The organism is Mesorhizobium sp. CA5, assembly GCF_020165105.1.
Lineage (GTDB): Bacteria > Pseudomonadota > Alphaproteobacteria > Rhizobiales > Rhizobiaceae > Mesorhizobium.
In genome coordinates this window covers 1-20,784 of the sequence record NZ_JAIUHJ010000019.1, presented here as the reverse complement: position 1 = coordinate 20,784, position 20,784 = coordinate 1, and the positions used below count along the sequence as shown (strand labels likewise).

Genomic DNA, 20,784 nt, shown 5'->3' with positions numbered 1-20,784 from the left:
TGTGCGACTAACAGGGATTCTTACCCAGGGAGACCAAACACCCTGAGCCGGTCTGAATTGTCATTCGCATTCAGCGAATGACAGTCCTGGCAAAAAGCCCTTTCCAGATCTTGATCAGTTTTGCAGACGGCGCGTTCTCTTTCTTGTCGGACGATTGCACGGTCTGGCCATCCCCAACGGGGCCGCCACGTGCCTGAAGAAACTGCTGGAGAAGTGGCTTGTCTATCTTGCCTGTCGGCGTCAAAGGCAATGACTCGACCGCTTGGATTCGGCCTGGAATTTTCCATTGAGGGAGGATCGACCTCAACCCGGCTCTTAAGGCGCCAGTCTCAAACAACGCTCCCTGCCTCATCACGACGAAGGCAGCAAGGGAGTGCGCATCCTGCCGAAGCTCGGTGACGACCGCTGCTTCGTTCACGGTTGGAAGCAGCATGAAAGCCTGCTCGATTTCCCGCGTTTCGACGCGATACCCGCGAATCTTGACCTGTTCGTCGCGCCGCCCGAGGAATTCAAGACTGTCGTCGCTCGATAGCCGCCCGATGTCGCCGGTATGGAACAGAAGCTGGCCGGGAAAATTGGAGTCGGTGCCGAAATGCCTTGCCGTTTCGGAGGACTGCCGCCAATAACCATCTGCCAGGAAAGCGCTGCGGATGACGAGTTCGCCCACACCTCCCGGTTCGACTGGCTGGCCATCTTCATCGATGACCAGAAGAGATTTGTCGGTGACCGGGCGCGGCGCCGGTACCGTACCTGCCGCAGGTGTCTCGCCTGGGGCCACCGATGCCACCGCGATGTGACCAGCTTCGGTGGAAGAGAAACGGTGGCGCAAGGCACAGGACGTGGTGAAGCGAAGGCGCCATTGCTCAACGTCCGAGGCAATGACCGTTTGGCCCGCAAGCGCCACGAGGCGTACCGACGGATGCAGGCCCGAGCCCTCGAGCATCGACAGATACTTGCGAAACAGCATGACGGGCGGATGCAGCAGGGTGATGCGGCGCTCGTCGATCCACGCCTTCAGATCGGCGAGACCACGCGATGCCGCGTCATAGAGTTCCAGCGTGGCGCCGTTCAGAAGCGCGCCGAAGACGTCCGCTTCCGATGAGGCGAAACTGCAATATGTCAGAAGAGACTGACGGTCCGAGAAGGTTACCCCGTCATATCGGGCACAAAGCCAGGCCCGATGCAGTACGGTGCGATGGCTTTTCACCACGCCCTTCGGCCGCCCGGTGCTCCCGGAGGTATAGAAGATTGCGGCCGGGTCGCCTGGGTTGACCGGGACATGCAGCGCATCCGCGGAATATCGCGCGTCGATGTCCTCGATCAGGCGAACCCGCCTATGGTCATCGACAAGGCTAAGCGCGGTCATTGCGTGAGACGCGCCGGCGAGCAGCAGATCCGGCGCAGCATCGCTGATGATGTCGCGCTGCGCTGCAAGCGGCATTCCAGGATGAACGCAAAGGAAGGCCTTTGCCGCCTTGAGCGTCGCCAGCGCACAGATCACCATGTCCGGCGAATGGTCGACAAGATAGGCGACGCATCCTTGCCCTGGCTGCGTGCGCTCAAGGATTGCGCGAGCCAGTTGATTGGAACGCCGGTCGACCTCCCCGTAAGTCCATTGTTGCCGCTCGCCGCCGATCGCCACGTGTGAGGCATGACTGCGGACAACTCTGTCGAAACGCGCCGGGATGGTCTCCTCCAGCTCGGCCCGGTCGAACGTCATCATGTGATCGTTCTGATTTGGCGCAAGATCGTGCAACTGATCAGCCATGACCCTCTGCAAGCCGGATTTCGGTCACGACATCCAGTTCAGCTTCGAGCTTTGCCTTGCGTCCATAGGCGATGAGCGCACTATAGGTGGATGAGCGCAACCACACACCTTCCTTCAGGCTCTGCCGGCGGGCGCGCAATTCCATTTCACCGGGGATCAGGATTTCGTTGGCGCCTTCGGCGCGTTCCCCGTTCCTGGTCTGCTCGATCAGGCGATCGACGCGCTCGATAAAGTCCCCAACCGGCATGAACCGCTCGGGGTCAAGTGCCATGAAGAAGTGGCCGTAGTCCGGTGCGTGGCGGCTGTCGTGCAGCGTGTCTCGCTGATGATCACGGCCGAAACCCGCGCCGCTGAGCACGCCCGCAAGCACTTCCATCACCAGTGCCAGCCCATAGCCCTTGTATCCGCCGATCGGCACGCCAAGTCCTGCGGCGAGATCGCCCAGATCGGTAGAAGGACGCCCCGACTGGTCAAGAATCCACCCAGCTGGCAACGGACTGCCTTCCGCCACGGACAAGCCGATCTTGCCGCGCGGGGCGACGCTCATGGCGATGTCGAGAAGGATGGGGAAATGCCGTCCTGCCGGAATGCCTACACCAAGCGGATTGTTGCCAAATGTTGGCGTGACGCCGCCTGTCGGCGCCAGGATCAGCGGTCCGTTGGTTGTGCAGAGTCCGATGAAACCGTGCTTCGTTGCTTGCCATGCATAATGGCCGGCGGCGCCGAAATGGTTGGAGCGGCGGACGCCGACGATTCCGACGCCGTGCCTGCTCGCCTTTTCAATGGCAAGGTCCATTGCCACCATGCTCACCCACTGGCCCGGTCCGTTGTCGCCGTCAATCCGCGCGATGGTGGCGCTCTCGTGTTCGACCCGGATTTGCGGACGAGCTTTGATCTTGCCCGAAGCAATCCTTGAGGCATAACGCGGAATGCTGACCATGTCATGTGTCGGCTGTCCGCGCAGGCTTGCCTCAAGCTGCACTTCGGTGACAATCGCCGCACCCTCGGAGCTCAGTCCGGCCCGTGTCAGCGCATCGCGGCCATAGGCGCGAAGGCTCTCGATCGTCACCAAAACTTTCGTGCCATTTTCGCTCGATACCGGTGCGGCGGCCACGATTGGCCCGATATCGTGCCGTGCCACGGCAACAGCGCGCGCCAGATCGGCGATCGTCTGGTGCCGGTAAAGCTGACGCAAATCGAGGATCAGGCCGGCCTTGCCGGCTTCGACAACGATATTGATGCTCAGGATGGAATTGCCACCCAGGTCGAAGAAGTTGTCGTGGAGCCCGATCTCATCGAGCCGCAACACCCTTTTCCAGATCTCCACCAAGATCGTCTCGACGTCGGTAGGTGCGACCCCGTGCGGATCGACCCGGATCGAGGGATGCGCGACAGCATTGGAACGAACCGACGGCTGCGGCTCCCTGGTGAGCAGAGCCCCCCGGTCGATCTTGCCGTTCGGGGTGCGGGGCAGGCGCTGCAGAATCACGATGCGTTGCGGCAGCATGTATTCCGGAAGCTGCCGCTTCAGAAGCTCGCGCAACCGTAGCGACAGGGCAACCGTATCCGCATCACGCGGCTCGTTGGCCGCAACGAAGGCGACCAGGCGTTTTCGATCGCCGAGATCATCGTCCTCGCCAGCATCCTCCACAACACCGACGACACATTCGCGTACTTCAGGGTAAGCAAAGATCGCAGCCTCGATCTCGCCCGGTTCGATGCGGAAGCCACGAATTTTGACCTGTTCGTCGGCGCGGCCGAGAATTTCGAGCGTCCCGTCGGGCCGGTAGCGGGCGAGGTCGCCGGTTCGATGCAGCTCGCCCTTATGCGGGCTGAACGGATTGGGCCCGAAGTTGCAGACGGTCTGCTCCGAACGATCGAGGTAACCGAGTCCGATTCCTGCCCCGCCAATGTACAAGTGGCCTCCGATGCCGATCGGAACCGGATGGCCGGACGTGTCCAGCACGTACGCCTGCGTGTTGGCGATCGGCCGCCCGATTGGGACGATCCCCGCCACGCCGCCCTCCGCCGGAATGGGGTAGACCGTCACGATCCCCGTCGTTTCGGTCAGGCCGAACATGTTGATGAATTCTGTCGCGGGTTTGCAGAGCCGCCGCCATTTTTCGACCAAGGCGCTGGGCAAGGGCTCGCTGGCGGAAAGCACGAGCCGCACATGACTGTCGAGCAAGCTTATCCGCACGGATTGGTCGAGCGACGTCAGAACCTGCAGGCAGCTGGCCGAGAAGGATGGAACGAGGTCCAGCACCGAGACGCGCTGACGGCGCACCGTCTCGAACAGCAGATACGGATCGCGCAACTCCTCGGCCGATGCTATTGCCACGGCAGCGCCGCAGGAAAGCGGGACGGCAAACTGCCGTATCGAGGAGGAGAACGAGAATGAAGCGGTGTGCAGATAGATGTCGTCCGGACGGATAGCGAGTGCGCGGATCATCGCCTGCGCATAGTGGCCGACATTGGCCTGCGTGATCATAGCGCCCTTGGGTTTGCCGGTGGAGCCCGACGTGTAGATCACATAGGCAAGTGCATCGGGTGCGCAGAGGCCTATGGGATTGCGCGGATCCTCTTGCGCCACGGAAGCCCTGCAGGCGTCCAGGCAGATCGTCCGGCCGGACTCCGCAAGATCGCCCGCAATCTGGAACGCGGCCGGGAACTTTGCCAGCAGCGACGTTTCTGTGACGAGCAGGCTCACGCCGGCATCATGCAGCATGAGGGCGATGCGCTCGGACGGATGATCGGAGTCGACCGGCAGGAATGCGCCGCCGGCCTTCCACACTCCCAGCAGCACCGCCAGCATCTCGCCTGATCTTGGCAGGCAGATCGCGGTCAATGTCTCGCGGGCAACCCCGCGGCTGCGAAAGTACCGCGCGAACCGGTTGGCCCATTCATTGAGCTCGCGGTAGGTGAACTGCCGGTCCTTGCCCAACACGGCGGCGGCCTCGGGTGTTCGTTCCACCTGCGCCTCGAACAGCTGGACACAATCCTGACCAAGCAATTCTCCGACTTCGGTGCGGTTCCAGTCGACTTCGATCTGGCGGCGGTCGGCGTCGGGCAACAGGGGCAATTCCGACAGTCTTTGCCCGGGATCGGTTGCTATGCCTTCGAGCAAGGTCTGGAAATGCCGGGCCAGCCGGTCGATGGTGGCCGGCTCGTACAGATCGGCGTTAAATTGCCAGGTTGCGGACATCCCTTCCGGGCTTTCCGACAGGTACAAAGCGAGGTCGAACTTCGCCGTCGCCTTGTCGATGCTCAAAGGCTGTGCCGCGAGGCCCGGCGCGAGATTGAAGCAAGGTCCTGTCGCGTGGCCGGTCGCCGATCGTGCAGGCAAGCCTGGCAATTCCGGGACGTTCTGAAACGCGAACATCACCTGAAACAACGGCGTGTGGCCGGGATCGCGCCGAATCTTCAGCTGTTCCACGATGCGTTCGAGCGCAACATCCTGGTGTGCATAGGCATCGAGCGCCGTCGACCGGATGCGGCCGAGCAACGCCAGCAAGGGCGGGTCGCCGGCAAGCGATGTCCGCAGGACCAGCGTGTTGGCGAAAAACCCGATCAGCGGCTCCAGCTCCTTCCTCGGGCGGTTTGCGATCGGCACGCCGACGACGCAATCGTCCTGCCCGTTGTAGCGGAAGAGCAACGTCTTGAAGGCCGCCAGGAAGATCATGAACAGGGTCGCGTCCTGGCTTCGGCCGAGGACCTTCAAGCGATCCGTGGTTTGACGGTCGATCACGGCCTGCAGAGTTCCGCCGCGATAGGATTGAATGGCGGGGCGCGGGCGGTCAGTCGGAAGCGTGAAGGCTTGCGACAGTCCTTCGAGCCGGCGGACCCAGTAACCGGTCTGGCGCTCGAGTTCCCCGGCCTCGACGCCGCGCCACTGCCAGTCCGCGAAATCGCCATACTGGAGCGGCAAGTCTTCGAGCGGCGACGTCGTGTCGTGATGAAAGGCGTCGTAGAGTTGCTTCAGTTCGGCATGGAGGACAGCGACCGACCAGCCGTCGGAAACGATATGGTGCATCGTCAGCAGCAGGAAGTGCTCGTCGAATGCCAGCCGGATCAGCCTGGCGCGAAAAAGCGGGCCCTGTGCCAGATCGAACGGTTCCGCGACATCCTGGCTGGCAAGGCGCATTGCCTCGGCGGCGCGCACCTGCGCATTGTGGCCGGTCAGATCGATCACCATCAGACTGGTTTCCTGAAATTCGGAAACCACCTGCACCGGTTCGCCGTCGCGCATGTGAAAGGTCGTGCGCAGGATGTCGTGACGCCGACGAATCTCATCGAGGGCCGCTGCCAGTGCGCGCTCGTCGAGCGAGCCTGTCAACCGCAGCGAGGCCGACATGTTGTAAGCGCCGCCGGCGCCCATTCCGTCGAGAAAATAGACGCGCTGCTGGGCGGACGAGAGTGGTGCGGGCGTCGCCACTTGCCGCCGCGGGATGCGTGTCGTGCCGGGCTCAGATACCGGTCCATGCTCCAGCCGCACCGTGCCCTCGGCCACGAGATTGGCCATATGCTCGCCGATGCGTTCCGAAAGTCGCGCAACGGTGGGGCGTTCAAACATGCTGTCGATCGGCAATCCGACCTGAAATATGTCCTGCAGCCTGGCGAGAAGCTGCATGGCGATCAGCGAATGACCGCCGAGATCGAAGAAGTCGTCATGAATGCCGGGCGGTTCGGTCCCCAGCACTTCGGCAAACACCGCCGCCACCCGGCGCTCGGTGGCGGTTCGGGCAACCACCTTGCCGGTCCGTGGCGCATCGACTTGCGCGAGCTGTCGTTGCGGATCGAGCGTCAGGGCCAGATGTCTGCGATTGACCTTTCCGCCGGAATCGACAGGGATTGCCTCCACCACAATGATCTTCTGCGGTACCTTCGAGCGCGCCAGCCGTTCGGCCACGAAGCCGCGTATCTGCTGATCCGACACCAATTGCTCGTACCCTGGCTTGAGCACGACCGATGCGGCGACCGCCTCGCCGAGCACCGGATGTGGAACGCCGAAGGCAGCCGCCTGCGCGATCGCGGGGTGTTGGAGCAGGACCTGCTCGACCAACAGCGGCGATATCTTTTCGCCGCCGCGATTGATGATGTCATTCAGGCGCCCGGTGACGAACAGATAGCCGTCGGCGTCGATATGGCCCATGTCACCCGTCCGCAGCCAGCCATCGATGAATGCGGCTTGGTTGGCGGCGGGGTCACCGTCGTAGCCCTGCATGACATTGGCGCCGCGAATGACCACCTCGCCATTTGCGCCGGGCGGCAGGAGACGCCCGGTTTCGTCCATGATGGCGATTTCCGGCCCCGCGGCTTTGCCCACGGAGCCTAGCTTGCGTTCGAACGGCGGAAGCCGGTTGCTCGCAATCTGCGGCGCTGCCTCGGTCATTCCGTAGGCCTCGACAAACGGCACGCCGAATATTCTTTCAGTATCCGCGATCAGCTGAGGCGGCATTGGTGCCGAAGCCGAGCGAATGAAGCGCAGTCCACTCTGGCGAGGGTCATCCGGGCAGAGACGGATCTGATCGAGAATGGTGCGATGTATGGCGGGCGACGCCGAATACCAGGTCGGCCTGAACTCGCTGAGACAGCTGAAGAAGCTGTCGGCGGAAAAACCCTCCATACTGATGTAGGAGCCCCCAGATACCACCGACGATAGAAGGCTGCTTATGCCGTGAATATGAAACAGTGGCATCACGCCCAGACACCGGTCGGTATGCCGGAGATCCAGCGCCGAGCAGATGTTGTGCGCCGCAACGCAAAGGTTTCGATGTGTCAGCGAGACTAGCTTCGGCCGCGCCGACGTGCCCGACGTGAAAAGTAGCAGCGCGGCATCGTCTGGCGTGGCCCTGGGCTGGTCATCGCGACGTGCCCCGCTGGCGCCGGCTAACAAGAATTGCTCGAGAGCCGCGTCGCGCGCCACATGCAGTCGCAGGATGCGTATGTTCAACGAAATCGCCACGGCGAGCACTGGCGATTGCCAGCCATCCGACACGATCAGCGCCTTGGGCTGCACCGCGCTTAGTTGCGATTCAAGCTCGTCGGCAGGCCATGCGGGATTTAGGGGAGCGCAAGCCGCGTTGGCTGCGACCGCCACGATCACAGCAGCAGCTTCCGTGCACTCGGGCAGAAGAAGCGCTACGCGGTCGGCTGGTCCGATGCCTTCCAGCGCCAGCCATTCACCGATGCGGCGAATCTTGAGCGCCAACCCTTGATAGGTAAGAGGCGCGCGTCCCGCAGCCAGAAGGGCCACCGTTCGCGAATTCTGTCCCGCATGCCGATCCACATGGCCACGTATCGTGTCCATCAGATCATGCTCCAAGATCGGACGTTATTCAGCAACAGCACCGTTCAATCCAATGGAGCACCAGGCTCGGATCACTGAGTGCTTGCTGGCCGCGTGGCTGTCAAGGCGCGGAGAGAGCAAAACACGAGAACAACGTGCCATGGCTGCTGCCGAACCGGCCGTCGAAAGTATCGGCCGCTACAAAGCGGCTTGACGAAACGATCACGGCTTTCGCTGCGTGTCTCTCCACGTCAAGTTCCACGCGAACATCCCGAAACGCCAAAAAGCGCCGGTTGAGCGGGAAATGCATTTTGTAGAAAGCTTCCTTTATGACGAACAGAAGCTTTGGAAGATCGTAGCCCAGCCGCGCTTCGATCACGTCCCGCTCGTTCAGTTCCGAAGTGTGCGTCACCAGTTTCGCCAGTTCGCCGGAAAGCGAAGAATTTTCTTCGATGTCGATGCCGATGCCAAGATAATCGGCGGACAATCCGACTGCGACAGCGCACAGGCTTCTGGTGTGAGAGATTGAACCGACGGCACCTGTCGGCCAGATCGGCGCTCGATCGGGCCCTATCGGAATCACGGTTTCAGGAATGCCTAGGCCCCGGAGGGCCTTCCTTGCATAAAGGCGTCCAGCCCGAAACTCACGCCGTCGCGCCGGTACAACATTGCCCAGATGTGCTTCCTCTTTGAGCGGCAGGTCCCGATCGGCTGGTTTGAAATCACCACCCTCGATGCCGATATCATCGGCCACCAACTCCCGAAAAGATGCCACGAACTGGGCGGCCGAACAGTCGCTGCGGATGTCCGACCCAACAGGCAATACCATTTCTTTGCCGGCCCCAACCGCAGTCCTTTATGCTGTCTAGCCTTATACCAGAACGTCGACGCAAAGTCGCCAACGACATTCATTTAGCAGAGGTCACCCGGCCGTTCGCTGGGCCATGGTGGGTCGGGACGAGAGCTCGGCTGGCGCGGCGACGTTAAGAATCTGGCGCGGAGCCGAATGGATAGCCAGTCGCAGCGGACGGCAATAGTTGCCGGGTAGTGCGTAATGAACCGGCCTTCAAACCGGAAGCAGCTTTATATCGACACATCCACCTCCCGTCCGCTTGCGGCTGACTTTGTGCGATCGACCCGGCAGGGACAGCTTCTGGCGCAAACTCGCCTGTTTGCCCCGAGACCAGCAATGGCTTCGCCGCTTGACGCGACGAGCCATCGGCGTAAGCTTAGTGCGTAACTAAACTATATATTCCATAAAAATGGAACCTGGAGGAGAACGAATGAAGCGCGTACTGCAAGTCGTCGCGTCGTTCGCCGCATTGCTGCCGGCGCTGGCATGGGCTGAACCGCAGAAGGGGGGAGTGATCGACGTCGCCACCGTCGGCGAGCCTCCGACATTGGATCCAATGGCATCGACCGCCGATCTGGTCGGCATCATCACCCAGCACATTTACGAGACGCTTTATACGTTCGACAACAAGTGGGGCATCACGCCGCTCCTGGCCGCCGACATGCCCACGATATCGCCGGACGGCCTGACTTACACGATCCCGCTAAGGACGGGCGTCAAGTTCCACGACGGTTCGGATATGAGATCGGCCGATGTCATGGCCTCGCTGAAACGCTGGATGAAGGTGGCGACGCGCGGCAAGCAGGCGGCGGACGTCATAAGCTCACTCGACGCCCTCGACGAGAAGACGGTCAAGATTACACTGAAGAAACCCTACGCGCCGCTGCTGTCGCTGCTGTCGTTGAACAATGCGGCGGCCATCATCATCCCCTCTGAGAATGCCGACGAAGATCCGCTGACAAAGTTCATCGGAACCGGGCCTTACATGCTCAAGGACCGTAAGCCGGATCAGTTCATCCAACTCGCCCGCTTCGATGGCTACAGGTCCCGCGACGGAGAGCCGGATGGCTATGGTGGGGCGAGGAAACAATATCTGGACGAAATTCGCTTCGTGCCGGTTCCGGATCCCAATACGCGCGTCGAGGGCGCCGTCGCCGGCCAGTTCGCCTATGCCGATTCTCTTCCTGTCGAATCCTACGACAAGATTTCCGGCGGCAAGACAAAGCCGCTTATCCTGAAGCCGTTCGGCTGGCCCGTGTTCGTGATGAACACCAAACAGGGGCTGAATTCCGACATCCGTATCCGCAAGGCCATCCAGGCGGCGCTGGCGCCTGAGGATATGCTGCTCGCCGCCTTCGGGTCCAAGGATTTCTATGCGGTCGATGGTGCCATGTATCCGGAAGGCTTCGCCTGGCATTCGAACACAGGTACCGAGGCCTACAAGCCCCAGGGCGACACCGAGAAAGCCGCCGCACTGCTCAAGGACGCCGGCTATGACGGCAAGCCGCTGCGCATCCTGACCAGCCGCCAGTACGAGTTCCACTACAAGATGGCACAAGTGGCTCAGGCCTATCTGGAGCAGGCCGGCTTCAAGGTCGAGCTCGATGTCGTCGAATGGGCGACACTGACCAAGAACCGCACCGATCCGGCGCTGTGGGACATCTACATCACCCACAGTCCGTTTCTCGCCGAACCGTCGCTCAACGGCTTCATGTCCGACAACACGCCTGGCTGGTGGTCGAGCGATGCGAAGCACAAGGTGCTCGATGCCTTCAACTCCGAGACCGACCCGGCCAAGCGCGCCAAGCTCTACGAAGACGTGCAGAAGGTGATCTACGACGAAGCGGCGGTTTACAAGGTCGGCGATTTCAACGCGCTCGCTGCCGAGGCGCCGAACCTCAAGGGCGTCACGCCGGCGCCCTGGCCCTATTTCTGGAACGCTTACCTGGAAGGCAAATAGCCAATCCCCTGCCTTCCCGCTCCGTCGCGGGAAGGCAGCCTGGCATGATCCGGGAGGCGCCGCGGTCCGGCGGCCATTCCCGCAAAACCGGCCCCGGAGATATCAACGCGGATGCTGCGCTCGGTTCTCAACAGGCTCCTCGGCATGATCGTGGTGATGGCGCTGGTTGCCACCATCGTCTTCGTGATCGTGCGGGTGACGCCGGGCGACCCGGCCGCGGTCATGCTCGGTCCCGACGCTACGGCCGCCGACATCGCTACCCTTCGCACCAAACTGGGACTTGATGGTTCAATCCCGCAACAGTTCTTGCACTACCTCGCCGGGGTTATGCAGGGAGATTTCGGCCAGTCAATCTTCCTCAAAGAGCCGGTCACCACGGCACTCCTCCAGCGCGCCGAACCAACTTTCTTTCTGACCGTGTTCTCGCTCATGATCGCGACTGTGATCGCCCTGCCCGTCGGCATCCTATCCGCCTACAGGCGCGGCTCGCTTTTCGACCAGGCGGCCACCACGATCGCCATGTTCGCGGCCAGCGTGCCGAGCTTCTGGCTCGGCCTGCTGTTCATCCAGGTCTTTGCCGTCAGGCTCGGCTGGTTCGACACGTCGGGATATGGCGGACCCGGCGCCTCGTTCGGCGATCGCATCGCTCATCTCATGCTGCCGGCGCTGGCGCTCGGCCTTGTCAGTTCGGCCCTGATCACGCGCTTCACGCGCGCCTCGATGCTGGACGTTCTCAACGACGATTACGTCCGCACCGCGCGCTCCAAGGGCATGAGCGAGTGGCGCGTGGTGCTCAAACACGCGCTGAAGAATGCGCTTATCCCTATCCTCACCGTGATCGGCCTGACGGCGGCGCTGCTAATTTCGGGAGCCGTCGTCACCGAGACCGTGTTCGGCCTGCCGGGGGTCGGCAGCCTCGTCGTCTCGGCGGTGCTGCGGCGCGACTATCCGGTCATCCAGGGCGCGCTGCTGGTCATCGCTGGCCTTTACGTGCTGGTCAATTTCGTCATCGACATGCTCTACATCCTCATCGATCCGCGGGTGCGCTACTGATGGCCGCGATCGCAACCCCGCTGCAGCAGGAGCCCAACCTTCTGTCACGGCTGCTCGGCCGCCCGACGGCGGCGGTGGGGCTGGCCCTGCTCGTCGTCATCGCACTGGCGGCGATCCTGGCGCCGATCATCGCGCCCTATGCGCCGACCAAGCTTTCGATCGCCAGCCGGCTGCATCCGCCAAGCCTCGAGCATCTGTTCGGCACCGACGATCTCGGCCGCGACGTGTTCACGCGCATGCTCTATGCCGCGCGCACCTCCCTCTCCGTCGGCTTCTCAGTCGTCGTCTTTTCATCGGCGATCGGCATCGTCCTTGGTCTGATGGCCGGCTTCTTCAGGAAGCTCGACACCCCGCTTTCGCGGCTGATCGACGCCATGATGGCGTTTCCCGATATTCTGCTTGCCATCGCCCTGGTGGCGGCACTCGGCGCCACGGCAGTCAACGTAGTTGTCGCGCTCGGCATCGTCTACGCGCCGAGGCTGGCGCGGGTCGTGCGCGCCTCAACGCTGGTGATCCGCGAATTGCCCTATGTCGAAGCGGCGCGCGCGCTCGGCGTGCCGACGCCGGTCATCCTGGTGCGTCACGTGCTGCGCAACGTCGCCTCGCCGATCCTGGTGCAGGGAACCTTCATCTTCGCCAACGCCATCCTGGCCGAAGCCGGGCTATCGTTTCTCGGTGTCGGCATCTCTCCCGACATCCCGACCTGGGGCACGATGATTGCGGTCGGCCGTCAGTACATGGACCAGGCCGGCTGGATCATGATGTTCCCCGGCGCTGCCATCGTCATCACCGTGCTGGCCCTGCAACTGGTTGGCGACGGCCTGCGCGACCTTCTCGATCCCCGTCTGGCAAAGGACATCTGATGTTCGGCAATCGTTTTCTCGAAATGAAGCAGCCGCTGCTGATTAGGGGCGCCAGGCCCGTGGCGTTCGGCGATCGTTTCGGTCCCGCCATCGACGTGCTCGTCGACAAGGACGGGCGCATCGCGGAGATCGGCTCGATGATTGGCGCCGGCGACGACGTCAAGGTGGTGGAGGCGAACGGCGCCTTCCTGTCGCCCGGCTGGACCGATCTGCATGTCCATGTTTGGTATGGCGGCACTGATATCTCCATTCGGCCCCAGCAATGTGGTGCCGCGAGCGGCGTCACCACCATGGTTGACGCAGGCTCTGCCGGCGAGGCGAATTTCCACGGCTTTCGCGAATTCATCGTCGAGCCGGCACAGGAGAACATCTACGCATTCTTGAACATCGGCTCGATCGGGCTTGTCGCCTGCAACCGGGTGAGCGAACTGATCGACATGCGCTCGATCGACATCGACCGAACCATCGCCACCATCGAAGCCAACCGCGACGTCATCGTCGGGTTGAAGGTGCGGGCAAGCCACGTCATCACCGGCGGCTGGGATCTGACGCCGGTCAGGCTGGCCAAGAAGCTCGGCCGCATCGTCAAGCTGCCGGTGATGGTGCATGTTGGCGAGCCGCCGCCGCTCTATGACGACATTCTCGGCCTGCTGACCGAAGGCGACATCGTCACCCATTGCTTCAATGGCAAGGCCGGCGGCTCGATCCTCGAGGATGACGATCTCTACCGTCTGGCCGAGGACGCGGCGTCGCGCGGCATCGTGCTTGATGTCGGCCATGGCGGGGCATCCTTCTCGTTTGATGTCGCCAAGGCCGCTCTGGAACGCGGCCTGCCGCCGAAGACGATCTCGACCGATCTGCACAACCGCTCGCTCGACGGTTCCGTGTGGGACATGGCGACGACCATGTCGAAGCTTCTGCCGCTGGGCATGGCGTTCGAGGACGTAGTGACAGCGTCGACTGTGGCACCACGCCGGGCCATCCGACTGCCAGCCGACAGCTTGCTGGAAAAGGGCAAGCCGGCGGAATTCACATTGTTCGAACTGGCCGATGCCGAACTGACGGTGAAAGACTCCCAGGGTGCGACGAGCGTGCTGCACCAGCTGTTCGAACCGCGCTACGCAATATTGGGCGCGAACGCGATACCTGCCCACCGGCATGTGCCCGCCACGGATGCCGGTGACGGCGCTTGTCCTCATTGCGGATGGAAAGCTTGAGCGAGGCGCTGGCCCAGAACACGATCCTTTCGGTCCAGGACCTCAAGGCCTGGTTCGTGACCCGGCGCGTCACCGCCAAGGCGGTCGACGGCGTCACCTTCGAGCTAAAGCGCGGCGAGACGCTGGCCGTGGTCGGCGAATCCGGTTCGGGAAAATCGGTCACCAGCTTGTCGATCATGGGGCTGCTGTCGAAGCCGGGCCGTATTGCCGGCGGCAAAATCCTGTTTCGCAACCGGGCCGGCAAAGTCGACGATCTCGCAGGCTTCACGGCGAAGGATTTCCGCCGCATCCGCGGCAAGGAGGTCGCGATGATCTTCCAGGAGCCGATGACCAGCCTCAACCCGCTCTATAGCGTCGGCGACCAGATCGGCGAGATGATCGCGCTGCATGAACCGGTCGGCCGGCAGGAAGCGCGCAAGCGGGCGCTGGAGATGCTGCGGCATGTGGAAATTCCCGATGCCGCATCGCGTCTCGATGATTATCCGCATCAGATGTCAGGAGGCATGCGCCAGCGCGTGATGATTGCGATGGCGCTTGCCTGCAATCCTTCGCTGCTGATTGCCGATGAGCCGACGACGGCGCTCGACGTGACGATCCAGGCTCAAATTCTTGATCTCTTGCGACGGCTGCAGCAGCAGTTCGGCATGTCGATCCTGTTCATCACTCACAATCTCGGTGTCGTCGCCGAGATCGCGCACAACGTCGTGGTCATGTATGCCGGCCGCGTCGTCGAGCAGGCGCCCGTCAACGATCTGTTCGCGCATCAGCGCCATCCCTATACGCGCGGCCTGCTCGCCTGCACTCCCAATGCGGCGCGCGACGTCGATGCGGCCGGCGAGCGCAAAATACTCTATTCCATTCCCGGCAGCGTGCCGGCGATCACCGCCCTGCCGCCCGGCTGCGCCTTCGAGCCGCGCTGCGATTACGCAATCGCCCCGTGCCGGGCCGCCCCGCCACCGTTGATGCCGGCGGGCTCGGCAGGGTTCTCCCGCTGCATCCGGAGCGCCGAACTATGATTGCCGACGCTGAAACCAACGACACGACACAAGCAGCCCCCCTGCTCAGCGTCCAGGCACTGACAAAGCGGTTTCCCGCGCGCAACGGCCGTGTCGTGCACGCCGTGGAGGACGTCAGTTTCGAGGTCAAGCGCGGCTCGACGGTCGGTCTGGTCGGTGAATCCGGATCCGGCAAGACCACCGCCGGTCGCGCCATTTTGCGTCTGATCGAGCCGACCAGCGGCAAAGCCCTGTTCAATGGCGTCGATCTCTTCTCGCTGTCGGCGCGCGAGATGCGCGCTTATCGGCAAAAGCTGCAGATCGTCTTTCAGGACCCTTTCTCCAGCCTCAATCCGCGCCTGCGTGTCAGCGCGATACTCGGCGAAGCTCTCGACGCGCGCGGCTATTTGCGTGGCAAGGCGCGGCAGGACCGCATTGCCGAGCTTCTTGCGCTTGTCGGCCTCTCACCCGATCATGCCTCTCGCTACCCGCATGAATTTTCAGGTGGCCAGCGCCAACGGATCGGCATTGCCCGGGCACTTGCGGTGGAACCAGAATTCATTGTTGCCGACGAGCCGGTTTCGGCGCTCGACGTCTCGGTGCAGGCCCAAGTGCTCAACCTGATTGGCGATCTGCAAAAGCAGCTTGGCCTGACGCTGCTGTTCATCGCGCATGACCTGTCGGTGGTTGAATATTTGTGCGACGAAGTCGTCGTCATGTATCTCGGCCGGGTGATGGAGCGTGGTCCAAGCAGGCTGGTCTATGCGGCGCCACGGCATCCCTACACCAGGGCGTTACTGGCAACCGCACCGGTGCCGGATCCAACGCGCATGCGCGTTCGGGTCCCGCTCCTGGGCGATATTCCCAGCCCGATTGATCCGCCATCGGGCTGTGTCTTTCGCACTCGCTGTCCGGAAGCGATCGAAGCCTGCGCCGCGGCAATCCCGCCGGTCTCGCCCATCGGCGGCGGACATCATGTGGCCTGCATTCGCCACGACCAAAGAAATGACTGACTGGAGTTCGCTTACATGACTTTTTCCGAGCCGATGAAGCGATCGGAAAGCTCGCCCAATGACCGCCTGAAGGCGCTGGGCATCACCCTGCCCCAGGCACCACCTCCAATCGCCAATTTTGTCACCCACGTTCAGGAAGGCAAGCTTCTGTTCCTGTCCGGTCAGGGGCCGACCGAGGCTGACGGCATGCAGCACACCGGCAAGGTCGGCGGCAACGTGACGGTGGAGCAGGCCTATGCACATGCACGGCTGACCGGTATCAACCTGCTTGCCGTGATGCGATCCGCGCTCCACGACTTGAGCCGTGTGCGGCGTGTGGTGAAACTGCTCGGCATGGTCAATGCCGTGCCCGATTTCGCCGACCATCCTGCCGTCATCAATGGCTGCTCGGATCTGTTCATCGACGTCTTCGGTCCGGCCGGAATTCACGCGCGATCGGCCGTCGGGCACGGTTCGCTGCCTGGCCAAATCACCGTCGAGATCGAAGCCATCATCGCCATCGATTGAATTCCCACTAAGGAGAGCACCGCCATGCCGATTGAGGACATTCGTCGCCGCCTTGGCTTGAGACCGGTCATCAATGTTTCCGGCACGATGACTGGGCTCGGCGCCTCCATCGTGGTGCCGGATGCCGTCGAAGCAGTGGCGGCGATCCTGAGCGAATTCGTCGAAATGAGTGACTTACAACGTCGCGCCAGCGCCGTGATCGCCGACCTGACCGGCGCCGAAGCCGGCTTTGTCACGGCGTCCTGCTCGGCGGCGATCAGCCTGGCGGTGGCAGCCTGCATGACCGGACCTGATCTGGTCGCGATCGAACGCCTGCCCGACGCGGCCGGGCTGAAGGACGAGGTGGTCATCCAGTCCGGCCATATGGTGAGCTACGGCGCGCCTATCGAGCAGGCGATCCGCATTGCCGGAGCCAAGGTCGTGCCGGTCGGCCAGGCGACAAGTGCCGCGGCCTATCAACTCGCCGGCGCCCTTACCGAAAACACCGCGGCCGCCGTCTACGTCGTGTCACACCACGTGGTGGGCTACGCGCAAATCCCCTTGAACATTTTCGCCGAAGTGGCCCACGCGCGCAACGTACCGGTGATCGTCGATGCGGCGTCGGAATACGACCTGAAGGGCTTCCTGGCCGATGGAGCCGACCTGGTTCTTTATTCCGGTCACAAGTTTCTCGGCGGCCCAACCTCGGGCATCGTTGCCGGATCCAAGGCAAGGGTGCGCGACGTCTATCTGCAAAATCGCGGCATTGGCCGCGGCATGAAGGTGGGCAAGGAAGGCATCGTCGGCGCTGTGGCGGCACTTCAGGCATGGAAAACACGTGACCATGACGGCATCCGCGCCCGCGAACGCAAGGCGCTCGACTGCTGGGTCGAGGCGCTCGATGGCCGACCGGGTATAATCGCCGAAATCGCCCCGGATCCGACCAAAAATCCGCTCGATCGCCTGAAAGTTTCCGTCAACCCTGCTGAAGCCCGCATTGCCGCCTGGGATCTGGCCGACCGCCTGGCTGCCGGCGACCCTCCGGTCGTCGTGCGCGACCATGAGGTCGAGCACGGCTATTTCTTCCTCGACCCCTGCAATCTGCATCCGGGTGAGGAGCTTGTCGTGGCAAAGCGGCTGGCCGTGGAACTGGATCAGGCGCGCAAGTCGAACGTGATGGCCGCCATGTCCTTTGAGGAGCGCCTGCGCGCACGGGAAGCGGCGATCCTGAAATGGCCGGATTGATGTATCAGGTATCGCAAACAGCCATCCCGTTCTACACTCGCCTTGAGAAAGATGTCCGAACCAATGACCAGGATAGTGGCCCAAATCGAAGCGGCGCCAATTGCGGCGCCTGAGCCGCGCCGCTCGCGCACCAGCGGCATCGACCGGGCGCTGCAGATCCTCGATTATCTGCAGAAGGTGGAGCGACCGGCGACCGCCTACGAGATCGCCCGCGACATAGGCGCGCCGCTGTCGACCATCTATGTGATCGTTGACGACCTGGTGGAGAAGGAGTTGCTTGACCGGCAGGACAACGGGCTCCTGTGGCTCGGGCCTCGCCTCTACCACTATGGTTTGACCTATGCCCGCACCCTTGATCTTCTCAACGTCGCGATCCAGGAGATGCACGAGCTCGCCCAGAACTCGGGCGAGACCATCCAGATTTGCGGGCGCGATGGCGATCACATGGTGGTGCTCGCCATGAAGGAGGGCAAGGACCACTTCCAGGTGACCTCGCGCGTAGGCACTCGCAGCCCCCTCAACTGGACCGCCTCCGGCCGCATGCTGGTCGGCCACTTGCCGGAAGAGGAACGCCGCGCCATTTTTGCGCGCTCCGCAACGGCTTCCCCGACCGGCCGAGCCGAAACGGATGAGAAGGTGCTGGCGAGCACGGCCGCCGCGGCGCTCGAACAACGCCTCTCGATCCAGGCCGGTGAATCCGACTTCTCTGTGGCCTGCATCGCCGCCCCCATATGCGACGGCGAGGGGGCTTGCAGGGCGACGATCTCTATCGTGGTTCCCGATATCAAGCTGAAACAGAAGAACCCGGATCTGATCCATCTGGTCAAAGCTAGCGCCTCGCGCATCGAATCACGGTTGGGCTGGCGCAGTGTAAGGTGACCAACAACGGCGACCGATCGGCATCGCACGCGCGTCCGTCATTGCTGGCAACCGCGCCTCGACCTGGACTAGACGCCAAGACAGCGCTGCAGCAGGTCCAGTTGACTCCTGAGCTCGGCGGCCGGCACTTCGTGGGCGATATGGCCGCTGCTTTTAATATAGACGCGGCTCGCGAGCGCGAGCGTCGCGGCTAGGTCCTGCTCCACCACACGATCGTCTGCCCTGCCAGCGCCGGTTTGAGGCCGAGCGCACCCTGTCCCTGGTGCCACTTCCGGTTCACCGAGCCGCCTTGGTTCAACGCGCCGCGAGCATTTTCACGCCGCTCTTGCGGAACGCTTACCCTTTGCCCTTGTGAGCAAAGAGATACTCCCCGCTCAACAGGTGTGCGCGATGGCGCGTACTCTCCTGGACGCTAGGGCAATCCGCTACATATTTAAAGATCGGGCAGCTGTCGGAGGAGACCGCGTCGATACACGATTGTTGACCAAGGCATGACCCGCTGATTTCGGGATGGAGGAAGGCCGTGGAAGATCCCGCAGGCTCTGCGCCCAATATAGCTGAGTTCGTCATTCACAAGGTTCTGGACACGTTCGAATACTCCGACGGCGGCGCGGTGGTCACGATGGTTGATCCGCAGGGTGCATGCATCCGTCTCCACGTCACCATCGTCACCGGAGACCTGCTTTGCGAACACATTGCCGAAGCCCTGGAGCAGCGATACGGGAAATAGAAACGTCTACTTCAACAGTGCCACCGTCCTGTCGACCGCGCTGGGGAAGCCGTTCAGCGAGAGCGCCAGATTGGTCTCCTTGCCGCCGTCGGCGACCACCTTGACTTTGAGGCTTTTGCCTTCACGAAGGGTCGCCAACGTATCGGTATCAAAATTCAGATCCACCAGGCAGCCGCCGGGAAGGCAGGTGCGGAAGCGCAGCGGCGGCAGGGTCGGGCCGTCATCGATCTGCAGCGTCACGCCCTGGTCGAGCGCCAGGCCGAACGGCAGCACCAGCGTTCCCTGGACGGCCTCTGCGGCCGGGCGCAACTCCATCGCCACCACGCGCTGACGCGACTGACTGTCGGTCTGCTCCTGCGACAGCGCGCAGACTTTCACGTTGGTGCCGTTCTGGGCGGCAAGATTGCAAGAGACGGCCCAGTCGCCATGCCCTTCCCTGAGTGAGGTCGCCCCTCCGGGCAGAGCCGCGGTTTCTTGCGCGAATGCGGCTGCCATTGAGAGCAGGCTTGCCGCTACCAGAGTGACACGTCCAATTCGTCTGTTTCGTTTCATCTCGTTTCCATCTCTCAAAAAGTCGGACCGCCGGGAATGCGAACTACAGAGAATGCGCACAACAGCGCGCATTGTATTGCTTAACCAAGCTATGCCGGTGCCTCGTCGATGCCGCTACCAGCGCACGCTGAAGCCGAGCTTGCCGCTGATGACATTGCTCTCGCCAAAGCTCGCCAGGCTGGTCCTGGCCAGCGCCTCGCCATAGACCGAGTATTTGCCGTCGCCGAAGTCGAGCGAGCCGCCGAGACCGACGCCGCCCCAGAATTTCTGGTTCTGGCTGGAAAGCTTGACGCCTGAGACATCGACATCGGTTCCGCCGAGGAAGTCGTAATAGAGGTTGGCGATGCCGTAGACATGCGCCCGGCTCACCTGGCCGGCGCTGTCGGCCCACTGGTCCTCATAGTCGGCCGAGATGCCGAGGCGGCCGATCAGGCTGTCGCCGCTGCCGGGCGACACGATCGTGCCGAACGGATCGGTGAACTTGTCGAAGTCGACGGCCGAGTAGGAAAGCTGCGCCTGCGGGGTCAGCGACCAGTTGGAGCGCAGCGCGATCTTCTGCCCGCTCTCGATGCTCAAGCCATAGCCGAAGCCCTTGTTGCCGTCGGCAAGCTTACCCAGCACGGCCGAGTTGATGTCGCTGTCATACCAGGTCGCTTGGGCCTGGCTGTCGACATAGAAGCCGCTGTTGCCAAACCAGGTCAGCGTGCCGCCGACACCGTAGCCGGTTGCCGAGATCGAGCCGGTGCCGAAGGTCGACGACACGTCCGACGAGACGGTGCCGTAATGGACGGTGATGCCGCCCAACAGGATGCCGGCCTCGCTCTCATGCAGCAGGCCGTCGACGCCGGCATTGAGCTTCCAGGTCGTCACGTCGTAGTCGG

At 62.6% G+C, this 20,784-nt stretch carries 15 protein-coding genes; 10 read left to right on the top strand and 5 right to left on the bottom strand.

Annotated features, from left to right (window positions below; all coding sequences use genetic code 11):
- Positions 1-70 precede the first annotated feature (70 nt).
- The 3 genes from LB529_RS22345 to LB529_RS22335 all read right to left on the bottom strand — a co-directional run bounded on the left by LB529_RS22345 (position 71) and on the right by LB529_RS22335 (position 8,886).
- Positions 71-1,768 (bottom strand): AMP-binding protein, encoded by a 1,698-nt coding sequence (locus tag LB529_RS22345; protein ID WP_224608135.1) that lies wholly within the window; start codon positions 1,766-1,768, stop codon positions 71-73.
- The gene (locus tag LB529_RS22340; protein WP_224712359.1) at positions 1,761-8,078 is read right to left on the bottom strand and encodes a non-ribosomal peptide synthetase; all 6,318 of its coding nucleotides are present in this window, start codon (positions 8,076-8,078) and stop codon (positions 1,761-1,763) included. The genes LB529_RS22345 and LB529_RS22340 overlap by 8 nt, the downstream gene beginning before the upstream one ends.
- Positions 8,079-8,178: 100 nt before the next feature.
- Positions 8,179-8,886 carry a 4'-phosphopantetheinyl transferase gene (locus tag LB529_RS22335; RefSeq protein ID WP_224608140.1) on the bottom strand — a complete coding sequence of 236 codons (708 nt, stop codon included), beginning with the start codon at positions 8,884-8,886 and terminating at the stop codon, positions 8,179-8,181.
- A gap of 454 nt (positions 8,887-9,340) precedes the next feature.
- Here LB529_RS22335 and LB529_RS22330 point away from each other — a divergent pair, with 454 nt between their 5' ends.
- The 10 genes from LB529_RS22330 to LB529_RS22285 all read left to right on the top strand — a co-directional run bounded on the left by LB529_RS22330 (position 9,341) and on the right by LB529_RS22285 (position 19,351).
- A complete protein-coding gene (locus LB529_RS22330) occupies positions 9,341-10,870 on the top strand; it encodes an ABC transporter substrate-binding protein (protein ID WP_224608142.1) in 1,530 nt (509 codons plus the stop codon).
- Between the two features lie 111 nt (positions 10,871-10,981).
- Positions 10,982-11,923, top strand: a complete 942-nt coding sequence (locus LB529_RS22325) for an ABC transporter permease (RefSeq protein ID WP_224608144.1) — start codon at positions 10,982-10,984, stop codon at positions 11,921-11,923.
- Complete coding sequence (locus LB529_RS22320) at positions 11,923-12,786, top strand: ABC transporter permease (RefSeq protein ID WP_224608147.1); 864 nt, start codon at positions 11,923-11,925, stop codon at positions 12,784-12,786. Before LB529_RS22325 ends, LB529_RS22320 begins: the two co-directional genes overlap by 1 nt.
- Positions 12,786-14,003 (top strand): amidohydrolase/deacetylase family metallohydrolase, encoded by a 1,218-nt coding sequence (locus LB529_RS22315; RefSeq protein WP_224608150.1) that lies wholly within the window; start codon positions 12,786-12,788, stop codon positions 14,001-14,003. The genes LB529_RS22320 and LB529_RS22315 overlap by 1 nt, the downstream gene beginning before the upstream one ends.
- An 8-nt stretch (positions 14,004-14,011) precedes the next feature.
- On the top strand, positions 14,012-15,019 hold the full coding sequence (locus tag LB529_RS22310) for an ABC transporter ATP-binding protein (RefSeq protein WP_224608206.1): 1,008 nt from the start codon (positions 14,012-14,014) through the stop codon (positions 15,017-15,019).
- Positions 15,016-16,011, top strand: coding sequence for an ABC transporter ATP-binding protein (locus LB529_RS22305; protein ID WP_224608153.1), 996 nt, complete (start codon positions 15,016-15,018; stop codon positions 16,009-16,011). Before LB529_RS22310 ends, LB529_RS22305 begins: the two co-directional genes overlap by 4 nt.
- A gap of 15 nt (positions 16,012-16,026) precedes the next feature.
- Complete coding sequence (locus LB529_RS22300) at positions 16,027-16,518, top strand: RidA family protein (RefSeq protein WP_224544535.1); 492 nt, start codon at positions 16,027-16,029, stop codon at positions 16,516-16,518.
- A 24-nt stretch (positions 16,519-16,542) separates the two neighbouring features.
- A complete protein-coding gene (locus LB529_RS22295) occupies positions 16,543-17,742 on the top strand; it encodes an aminotransferase class V-fold PLP-dependent enzyme (protein ID WP_224608160.1) in 1,200 nt (399 codons plus the stop codon).
- A 63-nt stretch (positions 17,743-17,805) separates the two neighbouring features.
- Positions 17,806-18,621, top strand: coding sequence for an IclR family transcriptional regulator (locus LB529_RS22290; protein ID WP_224608208.1), 816 nt, complete (start codon positions 17,806-17,808; stop codon positions 18,619-18,621).
- 523 nt (positions 18,622-19,144) lie between these two features.
- Positions 19,145-19,351 carry a hypothetical protein gene (locus tag LB529_RS22285; protein WP_224638825.1) on the top strand — a complete coding sequence of 69 codons (207 nt, stop codon included), beginning with the start codon at positions 19,145-19,147 and terminating at the stop codon, positions 19,349-19,351.
- 6 nt (positions 19,352-19,357) lie between these two features.
- Here LB529_RS22285 and LB529_RS22280 read toward each other — a convergent pair whose 3' ends face one another.
- Complete coding sequence (locus LB529_RS22280) at positions 19,358-19,846, bottom strand: invasion associated locus B family protein (protein ID WP_224608165.1); 489 nt, start codon at positions 19,844-19,846, stop codon at positions 19,358-19,360.
- Positions 19,847-20,017: 171 nt separating this feature from the next.
- Positions 20,018-20,784, bottom strand: a 767-nt coding sequence (locus LB529_RS22275; RefSeq protein ID WP_224712358.1) for an autotransporter outer membrane beta-barrel domain-containing protein, incomplete at its 5' end; no start/stop codon positions are given.

Coding starts and splice junctions, on each gene's coding strand:
- LB529_RS22345 (WP_224608135.1), bottom strand. CDS start 1,768: ATGGCTGATCAGTTGCACGATCTTGCGCCAAATCAGAACGATCACATG.
- LB529_RS22340 (WP_224712359.1), bottom strand. CDS start 8,078: ATGGACACGATACGTGGCCATGTGGATCGGCATGCGGGACAGAATTCG.
- LB529_RS22335 (WP_224608140.1), bottom strand. CDS start 8,886: ATGGTATTGCCTGTTGGGTCGGACATCCGCAGCGACTGTTCGGCCGCC.
- LB529_RS22330 (WP_224608142.1), top strand. CDS start 9,341: ATGAAGCGCGTACTGCAAGTCGTCGCGTCGTTCGCCGCATTGCTGCCG.
- LB529_RS22325 (WP_224608144.1), top strand. CDS start 10,982: ATGCTGCGCTCGGTTCTCAACAGGCTCCTCGGCATGATCGTGGTGATG.
- LB529_RS22320 (WP_224608147.1), top strand. CDS start 11,923: ATGGCCGCGATCGCAACCCCGCTGCAGCAGGAGCCCAACCTTCTGTCA.
- LB529_RS22315 (WP_224608150.1), top strand. CDS start 12,786: ATGTTCGGCAATCGTTTTCTCGAAATGAAGCAGCCGCTGCTGATTAGG.
- LB529_RS22305 (WP_224608153.1), top strand. CDS start 15,016: ATGATTGCCGACGCTGAAACCAACGACACGACACAAGCAGCCCCCCTG.
- LB529_RS22300 (WP_224544535.1), top strand. CDS start 16,027: ATGACTTTTTCCGAGCCGATGAAGCGATCGGAAAGCTCGCCCAATGAC.
- LB529_RS22295 (WP_224608160.1), top strand. CDS start 16,543: ATGCCGATTGAGGACATTCGTCGCCGCCTTGGCTTGAGACCGGTCATC.
- LB529_RS22290 (WP_224608208.1), top strand. CDS start 17,806: ATGACCAGGATAGTGGCCCAAATCGAAGCGGCGCCAATTGCGGCGCCT.
- LB529_RS22280 (WP_224608165.1), bottom strand. CDS start 19,846: ATGGCAGCCGCATTCGCGCAAGAAACCGCGGCTCTGCCCGGAGGGGCG.